We start from the raw sequence: 10,793 nt of genomic DNA on the forward strand, positions 1-10,793 counted from the left end.
CTAAACTGTCAGTGAAACGACGCCGTATTAGGGCTTCTCAAAATCTTGATTATCGTGAGCAGGTTCTATTCGGTAGGGTTTTATAGTGCGATTGCCCTGAAAGGAGTTAAGACCAACCATTAATATAATAGCTACTGAGGTTGGGGTATCGAATAAATAATGAGGATTGAGTGGAGACATTAATATAGATGGCTTGGCCTAAATTGCCACTAGTCTCTCCCTTATTATTCACAGTAGAAGCTGACGAGTGCTTACTGGCATGAACCACATCAAAACCTAGATAGCTTGCAGCCACCACAACATGGCCCTCGAACAATCTAATTTGTCGATACTGTTTTTCAAACTGGGGGTACTCATTACATTGGCTTAAAACGTAGCTGCGCATATGCTGGCATATCTGCTTGGCGGTTAAATTACGATTAATACTCTGACGTGGCTGGCACTGTTTTAGGATGTGTACAGCGGCACTACAGGCCAAAATATCCGTAGTTAGACTATCAACTTCATTATCGAAGCGCTCAGGATATAAGATAGCTTCCCAGCTAGGCGCAAATAAATCATTGATCATCTCTGGCATGGCTGAAAATAAGCTACTAATACTAGTATCGGTTATTGCCGGCTTAGTGCTAATTAATTTTTGAGAGTCACTACTCCTTTTGTCACTACTACTTTTAAAGCCATAGCGAGTCAAAGTTGGATATTTAGCACAAACCTGATAGATATCAGATAGATCCAATAAGGACATCTGAGTCAAAGGAGTTAAAATCTTTGACTCACTATTAGATTTAGGCTCAAAGAACTGATTGGGCAGATTAATTAAACCGCCCAACTGCAATAGATCTAAATGTGAAGCAAGCTCAGGAGAGGCAATGAGAGCCCACATTGAGGCTTCATCGACCTTTTTTTCTTTAGTAGAAACATCATACATCGACAACAACTTACCTAAGCTTTGTTGATAGCGGGGGGCAGGCTCGGGGATATCAGTCAGAGGGCGATCAGGATTTAAAGTCGCCATAGATGATTGAAAATTAGGATGTCTCATTCCGGAATACTCAATTTGATTTTGTAATAAAGACTGAGCGATTAAGTCTTCGTTATCAGTATATTTGAAACTGTCCGTTCGCAAATTACCCTCTTTAATATTATATATATTTCCCGACTATAATACGTGCTTTTTAGACAACGGGATATTGAAAATCACAGCCCTCGGAGTCTATAAAAAAAATAAGCTGTTATCTCACTGCCCGCTATCTCTATTTAGATTGATTTTAAAATATGCATATAGCCACTTTGCCAATCGGGAAATTGTAACCAGTCACGGGGAATATTACTATGCAGGCGCTTACCACTGAGGTTATGGCCATCGGTATCAGGTTTGGCAATCGGTGCAGTACTATTTAATTGCTCAGCCAACCAAGTGGTTATTTCAAAGGAGGTCACAGGCGCATAGTCTGTGGCTAAGTATACCGGCTTTAAGCCATCGTTCTTATCTAGCATCAGCACTTGCACAATGATATTAACCAAATCGCTGTCCATAATTCGATTGGTCCAGTCAGATAGAGGCATGGGCTCTTTTTGCTGCTCTTTTGCTTTACTCACCCGCATCAATCGCTGCTCGCCATAGATACCACTAGGACGGATAATTACCGCTCGCTCGCCATAAGCTTGCTGTAATACCTGCTCTGCTTGTAGGATATATTGAGAAGCTTCCCTTTTGGGAAATTGTGGCTCAACAGTTTCGTCTATCCACTGCCCCTCCTCTTGACCATAGACCCCAGTGGATGAGATAAATACCACCCTTGTGAGTTGTGGTAATTGGCTTTGTAATTCGGCAATGTGCTGCGCGATTCCCAAATAAGTATTTTTATAATTCTTAGCATCATAATTATTAGGGGCCACTATTATTGCAATATGAGTAAAATCTTGAATCTGCTCTGCAGTCAACTTTAGCGCATCGGCTTGTAGAAACTGGGCTTGATTATCCAAATCATATTCGTGACGTTCCCTTCTTGCCAAGCCAGTCACTGGCTTTTGCGCTTTCGTTAGGGTATTGGTCACTTCAAGTCCTATATCACCTTGTCCGATGATTAAGTAATTAGATTTTTTGGGAGAAGAGGAAGTTATCGCTGCAGACTGACTCATTATTTTTATCCTTACCATAATATCTTGTTTTTCTAAAACTCGGTTTTAACTGTATTAAAGGATAACACAATTAGAGGGTGTCATATTTTGACTGCTACTTAACTTTATAACGGTTCTTGTAGCCAGTTAATTGTCTGATCTAAAACCCGTTTATCGCTAAGCAAAGCCAGATGGCCAATGCCATAGAACACTGCTTTGTGCTCCTCGGGCACATCCAAGCTATGATCGCCTATATGCTCACCCAAAGCCGAATGGATATTAACCAAGCCATCTCCTAGCAAATAATTTACTTTAGAAGTATCTCCTTCTTCACTCAAACTTGCTGCCAAAAAATATGCCGCTATATGCTCAGGTAAAGGCGTGAAGTGACGCTCACTGTCTGGCAACACACTGCGTGTAGCGAGCGACTGCCAATCTTCATCACGGATACTGCCATGACGCAAATCTATAATACCCGTACTGCGTATATCTCCGAGTTTACCTAAGGATCCGGCAAAAGGCAGTTTGCTAATGGTTTGCTGAACAGTGTTGCCAATGCGCTCAAGTACCGCACCATGATGTGGTGTGCCTAAAGTGATTAACTTTTTGGTTTTCTTTACCCACGGCTGTTGGGCTTGTTCTCCATAATAAAGGGCACTACGCGATACCAAGCCGCCCATACTATGACCGATTAAAGTAATTTCACTAATGTCTGGATGGGCAACGGTTAATTGCTGTAATAACGCTGAGAATTCACGGCCATTGGTTGAGATGCGTCGTCCGGTATTATAATTAAGATAAAGCACGCTAGTCTCAGGTTGCGCCTTTGCAATTCTCTGACCTAACCCCTGCTCATTAGTCGGTTGCCAATTGACATAACCCATGCATAGGCCATGCAGAATAATAACCACTTTTCCTGACAAAACTTGGGTTTGACTCGCCCGATTTGATTTGGCTATAGGTTGGCCTTCACTGCTATAAAGCATCATTGGCAAGGCAAGCGGGTTTTTTTTATTCTCTAAATGATCGCCCATAACCCCGTTAAGAACATCGACCAATTGATGTAAACTATTTGGCAAGGGCTGCTTAGTTTTAGGACCCAGAAAATGGTTGGATTTATGCATAGCAAAAGCCAAGCCTTGACCCACCAACAAGGTGATGCCTCTGACCATGCCATAGACTCGACTGCTAATACTGTGACGCCAAAAGTCTCCATATTTATGGTTTAGCAGTCCAATAGGACGCAGGACGATTTCACGGTGTATCGCCTCGACAAGAGCGGTGGTCTCTACCACCCCAAGTATGCTAAGTTGACTTATTCCCGCTAAAAAGTCATAAACAGAGAGAGTCTCTGCTAGTAATGACTCATTATCACTCTTAGCTTGGCTATTAGAGGGCATAGTTTGGGTCATAGTAATCACTTCCATATAGGTAGACTTTATACTACTACGTGTCACTGCCTATGCCTATCTTTAAAAAAGTAAGCAAAAGCATGCCTCCTAAAATGGAGACGTCGCTTTAAAAATAGGTCACATAGGCCAGCTGCACATCTTCACGACCATTAATTTTATCTTGGAGCTGATAACTGCCCTTTATCCGAATGGCTTTGTTTTTCTCTAAGTCATATTGCGCGCCTAGACTCAAGACGGGTTGCCAATAACTGCTTTTTATTTGGTCATTATCAGAGCTACCATGATACCAATAAGGCACCTCAACCTCGCCTATTAATCGAGCATCACGGTTCAACTGATAACGGCATCCTAGGTTCACGCCAGCACCGACTCGGTAACCTTTACTTAGCCCCTTACCTACTTGTGCCAAGCCGTTACCAAAGGCATAACATAAATGTGGCGGCAATTGTCCTGAACCTGCTTCAGGATTACCAAAGGCGGCTGATATCCCTTTTTCATAACCAAAGCTACCTACCAAGTGGCTACTATCTGGATCTGAATTACGAGTATCATTGTTCATTTGTGAACCATCTTTGACTTGAATGGCCTGTAGGTTAACTCCCCAACTCGATAATAATGAGTCACCTTTTCGTGCGGTATTTATGGGATTAAAGGAACGTCCTCGAAGTACGGTCAGCTCTTGAAGTTCAAGCCGATTATGGTTGCCTTTGTCTTTTTCATCATCACCATAAGCTCTTAGTTCAACTACCCCTGCCTCTAGATGGAAGTTTTGCGGATAGCCACTGGGACGGTCTAGTGGCCCGTTAAAGCCTCCACGATAAGCCAAGCTTAAATAGCCGGTATCATCTTGGGCGCCAGCACCCACCATAACGCGCTGCAATGAATGAGCATTTAGCGGGTTATTATCAACTGGGGTTAATTGAGTGGGAACCAACTGATGATTGGCATCAATACTACTGCTGGGTAAATCCGTTAGTTGCGGGTTATTGAGCTTCGCCTGCGCTAAAGTAGCATCAGCAGGAAAATAGCTTTGTTGATTAATTAAGCCTTCTTTTTGTAGCAGACGGATCACATCTGAGGGCACCACGGCTAAAGTAAACTCGTCAAGCAAATTACCTTCAGGACGGACCACATCAATATAACGCAATATCTCCGAGGCACAGTTATCAAGCGTAAAGTAGTAAGGCAGCTCTAAGTCTTTGGTCTCATACACGTGACGCATAATTTGCTCAACTTCTGCATCCGTTAGCTTCAGCTCATAAGTCCAAACATCTCGGTTGTCTTGTTGTAGATAATCTGCCAACTTCTGTGGATAAGGCTCAATAGTAATATCGTTGGGATAGCCGCCAAATGCAGAATTAACAGCATACATTATAAAAGAGTCATCTGGGTTGCCAGCCACGGTATCATTAAGGGCATGAGCCTTATCAATGGCTTTGGGGTCAGCAAGGCTTGCTGCCGAATCAATCAACATTAGGGTATGACCAAAGGCTGAGACGGGGCGATCAGGATATTCCTCTGCGAAGACTACTGACAACTTTTTAGGATCAAGCTTTTGGAGCCAAGTGTCAAAATCAGGACAGTCAAATTTTACCTGCTCTAAACCTAGCTGTTGTTTTAACCAATAAGTGCGCGCTGGAAAACGGCAGGCCACACTGTCATTACCATCTTTACCCTGCTCAATTGTGGCTGTAATAAAAGCCTCTAGCTCTGCTTGAGGATCGCTCTTCCCCTCCTTACTAATAAAGAAATCTGGATTGCTAATTTTACTTTTATAGGCTGATGACAGGCTTTGCCCCTGTTTTTTATGACCCGTTTCTTGATAATAATGCAGTCGTAGCCAACTGCGATGATTGGCCAGTTTTTTTTGTGTCGCCAAGGCGATCAGCTGCTGTTTTAATTGATCCTGATCAGTAGCCGCCACCCCTTTATCAGTACTTATGTTTGATTGAAGAGTGCTACTATTAGCCTCTGTGCTTTGCGCAGCCTCAGGCGTTTGAGCATAAGCAGATACCCCTAAGCCTAAGCTGGCCATTACGCTAGCCGTGGCCAAATAATTGGCGGTTTTTTTCACGCCATACCAGGCTGTTTTTGGGATTACAGCAGATTTGTCAGATAACATGGTTTACCCTATTATTAATTGCGTATAATGAACAGGCTCAAGCTAATGTCGCCTAATGACTTTATGATAACACGCCCCCCATTTAAAGCCATTGACTACGACCTATATTAGACTGCTTAATACCGCTTATGACAGCAAATATAGCTGCCCCATTTCTTTCTTTTTATAAAATAATGACTTATGAAAAAAACAATTTCCAAATCTGAAACAGCTCCCAATCCTGAACCATTAAGCATTCAATCAGGGCGCTTAACCCAAGCGACTTGGCTGACCTCTCCCAACTTTAATGCTCGTCCAGAAGAGACTGATATCAGTACTATCGTAATTCACAATATCAGTTTGCCTCCTGATGAGTTTGAAAAGACAGATGCCAGTGGGCTGCATTATGTCAAAGCCTTTTTTACCAACACTTTGGACTGGGAGGCGCATCCCTACTTCAAAACCATTGAAGGTATGGAGGTGTCCGCTCACCTGTTTATTGAGCGTAGTGGCGAAGTCACTCAGTTGGTAAATTTTGAAGACAGAGCTTGGCATGCCGGCCGCTCAAGTTATCTTGGCAATCCTGAATGCAATGACTATAGTATTGGAATTGAGCTAGAAGGCTCCGACTACCAACCTTTTACTGAGCAGCAATACACGGCTTTGTCTAATGTGATCGCTGCTATATATCAAGCATATCCCAAGACACGTCGCCATTTAACAGGACATAGTGATATTGCTCCAGGACGCAAAACTGATCCTGGTGATTTTTTTGAATGGGATAAGTTACGCGACCTGGTTAGCCAAATTACTGCATAAACCTAAGGTCATGCCCCGCTTTTAGTAGATTAATAAGGTTACTTTAGGCTTGTTGTAATAGCCTTTGACACTGCAAAATAACTGGCAAATCAACCATTACCCCCTCAATGGCAAAAATACTGTCACCGGTTTGTTGATAATGCTCAATCACTTTTTTGGCAAAAGCCAGCTGACTCTCACTGGCTTTAAAAGCACGGTTAGCAATATCTACCTGAAGCGGATGGATACATAGCATCCCTGAAAATCCTAAATCAGAGGCATAGCCTGCGGTTGCCTCCATCGCCGCTGTATCCTTAAAGTCAGCATAAATACTTTCTATCGGCGCTGAAAGTTTATAGACCTTACTTATCAGACGCATCTGAATCCGTAGTTGTATAAAAAAATCTTGCTCTGCTTTTGAGCCCCCTGTTAAATCAAGCTCATTACTGATGTCCAACCGGCCATAACTAAGCGCCATCAATCCCTCAGTTTGGGCAATGGCGTCTAGCTGACTGATTCCTACAGCTGATTCTATCTGAGCCACTACAGGTAACTTTAAGGACTGAAACACGGACTCAATTTGTGCAGCCTTAGTTACTTTGGGTAATACAATCCCCTCAATAACATCATAACTAGCCAATGACTCACATAATGCCAAGTCCTCCGCTAGATGCGCATCATTATTAAGTCGCAACCATAAACCACTAGCCCTTACGTTTTCATCTTTAGCAGTAGGCTTAATTCTATCGTTATTAGATTGTGCCACATACTGTGCGATATGATCTCGGGCTTGAGGCTTATCTGCTGACTCTACCGCATCTTCTAAGTCGATAATGACGGCATCAGCCCCACTATTAACCGCTTTATCAAAACGCTCTGGCCTAGTCGCTGGAACAAAAAGCCAACTGCGGGGCATCCCCCAAAGTCCACTCGACTTTTTAAGAGAGGCTTTATCTTGTTCATTCGTCAGCATTGAGGGAGTTGTGTTAGTCATTATCCATTCCTTTGCTATTTAAGTATTAGCTCTCAGTTTAAACTACAGATTATTTATCGCAGTTATAAATTCATATAAGTGCTACTTTCCATCACAATTTCACTGGCCAGTCCCGTTATCTTATCTAGATAATGCTATAATTTGCCAGTTTTTTTGAAACCTTAAAAACCACATTAAAAATATTTTAATATACACAGGTATTGAGATTACATGGCAAAAAGTAAACTGTTTCGCTCGACTATGATTGTCAGCTCAATGACCATGCTCTCACGTATATTAGGCCTTGTACGTGATATGGTGTTGATGGGTGTGTTTGGTGCCGGCGGTCTGATGGACGCTTTCCTAGTCGCCTTCAAGATACCCAACTTCCTGCGTCGCCTTTTTGCTGAAGGGGCCTTTAGCCAAGCATTCGTTCCTGTCTTGTCTGAATACAAGGAGCGTTTCACCCTGCAAGAAGTACAGATTTTAATTAGCCGCACTTCAGGTGCCTTGCTAATGATTTTATCAATGCTAACGGTCGTAGTAATGTTAGCCTCCCCTTGGGTCATTACCTTATTTGCCCCAGGATTTTCAGATGATCCTGAGAAGTTTAACACGGCAACTGAGCTGCTACGGTTAACTTTCCCCTACTTATTATTCATTTCGATGACCGCTTTTGCCGGTAGTATTTTGCAAAGCTATGGCCGTTTTGCTGCCCCTGCAGTGGCTCCCGTTCTACTTAACCTAAGTATGATTGCTGGGGCCTTAATTTTTGCGCCTATGTTTGATAAACCTATTATGGCACTGGGTTACGCCGTTGCTATAGCAGGTCTATTACAGTTCTTTATTCAGCTACCCCAGCTTTATATGCAAAAACTGCTGGTTAAACCAAAAATCGATTTTCAGCACGAAGGGGTACGTCGTATCCTAAAGCTGATGTTGCCTGCCATTTTTGGAGTATCCGTTACCCAAATCAACCTACTGTTAAATACCGTTCTGGCCTCGTTAATGATAACCGGTTCAGTATCTTGGTTATATGCAGCAGAGCGTTTAACTGAGCTGCCTTTGGGTCTAATTGGGGTAGCAATCGGTACTGTTATCTTGCCTAGCTTATCCACCAGTGAAGCCAAAAAAGATGATGTCAGCTTCCGTAAGACTTTAGACTGGGCAGCAAGATTAATTATTGTTGTGGGTATGCCTGCGGCTTGTGCGCTTTTTGTGCTATCTGATGTACTAATGCAGACTTTATTTATGCGTGGAGAGTTCGCGCTTCGAGACGCAAATATGAGTGGCTTTGCACTACGTAGCATGGCTGGAGGCATCTTGGGCTTTATGCTGATTAAGATTTTTGCTCCTGCTTTCTTTGCCCGTCAAGATACCAAGACCCCAGTTAAAATAGGTATTATTACCGTCATAGCCAACATGATATTTAGCTTAATTTTTGTGGGTATTTTCTACTATTTTAAGCTGCCACTACATGGCGGATTGGCTTTAGCAACCACTGCCGCTTCATTCGTTAACGCTGGCTTATTGTACTATCTACTGCACAAGCGTGACTTATTTCGCTTCGGTCCGCAGTGGAAAAAACTGTTCGCTCAGTTTGGTATTTCCAGCGCAGTAATGGTGGCGGCATTATACATGATGCTTCCTTACTTCCCGACTCATGATACGCAGTGGCATCGCGTCTTTGCTTTACTTCTAATCTGTGCCGTGGGCGCAATCGTATACGCCGTAGTGTTATTGGCATCAGGCTTCCGTCCTCGTCAGCTAAAACACGGATAATTAAAGTTTTACTGTTGCCACAATAAAAAACACCAGCTTATTTAGCTGGTGTTTTTTATTACTATTATGTTCCTAGATTTCCTCAGGCATTTCATCTTCTATAGCAGTGGTATTTCGTATAGCTCTTATCTCTTCAGATTCTTTAAACTCTCTTGCTTCTACTTTATCAATAAACTCAACATCAGGCTTTAATTCCCAAACTTTCTGCTTAATTTCCTCCAATGTAACGTTGAAGTACTCTTTTCGATAGTTGACTAAATTTAACCTTCTGTCAGCAAACTCTCGCTGGATTTGAGCTTCTAAGCTTGGTGCATCTTCACTAAAAATCATGGCATGTACATCAAAATAGAATGGCACACTTGCATCGCCCAGCTCTTTAACCCTATCCATTGGTTCAAGCCTTCTGGTCATTCCAATTTTATAGACATTTTCACCAAAAGAACCAATATTAGAAATGACATACACATAACCAAGTTTGGTTTGTTCTGCCATGGCTTTAACTCTATCATGCTTTCTTTGCATTTCCTTGAGCTCATCACCCAGTTTAGCAATTTCTGCTTGTAGTCTTTCAAGCTCAGGACCCTCAGAATGTAGTGCTTTTTCTTGTACCTTATCTAACAGAACCTCAAGCTTTTTCTCTTCTGCTAATGCTCTTTCAGCTTCTTTTCTAAGCTGTTCTTCCTCACGCTCTAATCTACGCAGCTCAGCCTGTTCTTCTTTTTCTATTTGACGTTTTTCTTTATACTCAAACGCCAAGCGTAGTTCATCAAGTTTTAGCTGCAAATAATAGGGAGATATAAAAATTTTATTGGTCTCATTCATTTTGTTAATGGCTTCGTACGCTTTAACAATTCGCTTTTCCATTCGCTCAATATTATTCCAGGATACGTTAGCAATTGCAGCATCACACTCATTATTGAAAGCCCTTGCTGTTAAACGAATTCCCCGATTTGTCATTTTCTGACCTTCAGCTCGGCTACCACTTACCTCCCATTCAATATTACAAGTAATGGCCGTCTTCTCTTTGATCATCTCTTTTTGCTTTGCTCGGACCTCTTTAATTTTGTCTCTAAATGCCTCTGATGTATCAAAATCAAAATGAGGTTCATACATACCCATTTCTGCATACTTTAGAGTTTCATCATAAATAGCGATACGACTTAATAAATCGTCATATACTGATCTTTTTTGTTTATAACTAAGTTGCAACTGTTCAATATCTTTAGTGGTTTTAGCAAGCTTTTCTTTAGCTTCATCTACTGCTAAGTCAATATCTATCACTCTAGAATATCTATTTACAACTTCAGAATGTTGCTCTGAAAGTTCTGAATAATCAGCAACAACTGCCTGATATTTTTGATTTAATTCAGATAACTCTTTGACCTTTTTAGATAGTTGGTACGCTAAATATCCTACTATCAAAACTAATAATTGAGGCGCATATATTGTAATAGCCATTATTCCTAAAGCGGCTATGACTTTAATTACTAAATCTTTATTATTCATATCAGACTACCTTCAAAGTACTTTTGCTTTATATACCCATAAACTTATTTCAAAGAAAACTATAACCTCATAAACCACCGAGCTTTATAAAGTCGATTAT

8 protein-coding genes are annotated in these 10,793 nt (G+C 41.7%); 2 read left to right on the top strand and 6 right to left on the bottom strand.

Features of this window, described 5'->3' with window-relative positions; translation table 11 throughout:
- Positions 1–106: 106 nt before the first annotated feature.
- The 4 genes from A1019T_RS09250 to A1019T_RS09265 form a co-directional block, all read right to left on the bottom strand.
- A complete protein-coding gene (locus A1019T_RS09250) occupies positions 107–1,126 on the bottom strand; it encodes a hypothetical protein (protein ID WP_077451401.1) in 1,020 nt (339 codons plus the stop codon).
- Positions 1,127–1,257: 131 nt separating this feature from the next.
- Positions 1,258–2,142 (bottom strand): NAD-dependent epimerase/dehydratase family protein, encoded by an 885-nt coding sequence (locus A1019T_RS09255; RefSeq protein WP_077451402.1) that lies wholly within the window; start codon positions 2,140–2,142, stop codon positions 1,258–1,260.
- 104 nt (positions 2,143–2,246) lie between these two features.
- Positions 2,247–3,533: an esterase/lipase family protein gene (locus A1019T_RS09260; RefSeq protein ID WP_244156609.1), complete on the bottom strand. Its 1,287-nt coding sequence runs from the start codon at positions 3,531–3,533 to the stop codon at positions 2,247–2,249.
- 106 nt (positions 3,534–3,639) lie between these two features.
- Positions 3,640–5,655 (bottom strand): Lnb N-terminal periplasmic domain-containing protein, encoded by a 2,016-nt coding sequence (locus tag A1019T_RS09265; RefSeq protein ID WP_077451404.1) that lies wholly within the window; start codon positions 5,653–5,655, stop codon positions 3,640–3,642.
- A gap of 180 nt (positions 5,656–5,835) precedes the next feature.
- On the opposite strand from A1019T_RS09265, the gene ampD reads away from it, so the two are divergent.
- Entirely contained in the window at positions 5,836–6,453 is a 618-nt protein-coding gene (ampD, locus tag A1019T_RS09270) for a 1,6-anhydro-N-acetylmuramyl-L-alanine amidase AmpD (RefSeq protein ID WP_077451405.1), read from the top strand.
- Between the two features lie 43 nt (positions 6,454–6,496).
- Here the strand turns inward: ampD and A1019T_RS09275 are convergent, their stop codons facing one another.
- Positions 6,497–7,426: an HpcH/HpaI aldolase/citrate lyase family protein gene (locus tag A1019T_RS09275; RefSeq protein WP_077451406.1), complete on the bottom strand. Its 930-nt coding sequence runs from the start codon at positions 7,424–7,426 to the stop codon at positions 6,497–6,499.
- Positions 7,427–7,636: 210 nt separating this feature from the next.
- On the opposite strand from A1019T_RS09275, the gene murJ reads away from it, so the two are divergent.
- Complete coding sequence (gene murJ / locus A1019T_RS09280) at positions 7,637–9,187, top strand: murein biosynthesis integral membrane protein MurJ (protein ID WP_077451407.1); 1,551 nt, start codon at positions 7,637–7,639, stop codon at positions 9,185–9,187.
- A gap of 72 nt (positions 9,188–9,259) precedes the next feature.
- On the opposite strand, the gene A1019T_RS09285 is transcribed toward murJ, so the two are convergent.
- A complete protein-coding gene (locus A1019T_RS09285; protein ID WP_095532602.1) occupies positions 9,260–10,693 on the bottom strand; it encodes an SNIPE associated domain-containing protein in 1,434 nt (477 codons plus the stop codon).
- Positions 10,694–10,793: the final 100 nt, after the last annotated feature.

It is taken from the genome of Psychrobacter piechaudii, from assembly GCF_900162825.1.
Classification (GTDB): domain Bacteria; phylum Pseudomonadota; class Gammaproteobacteria; order Pseudomonadales; family Moraxellaceae; genus Psychrobacter; species Psychrobacter piechaudii.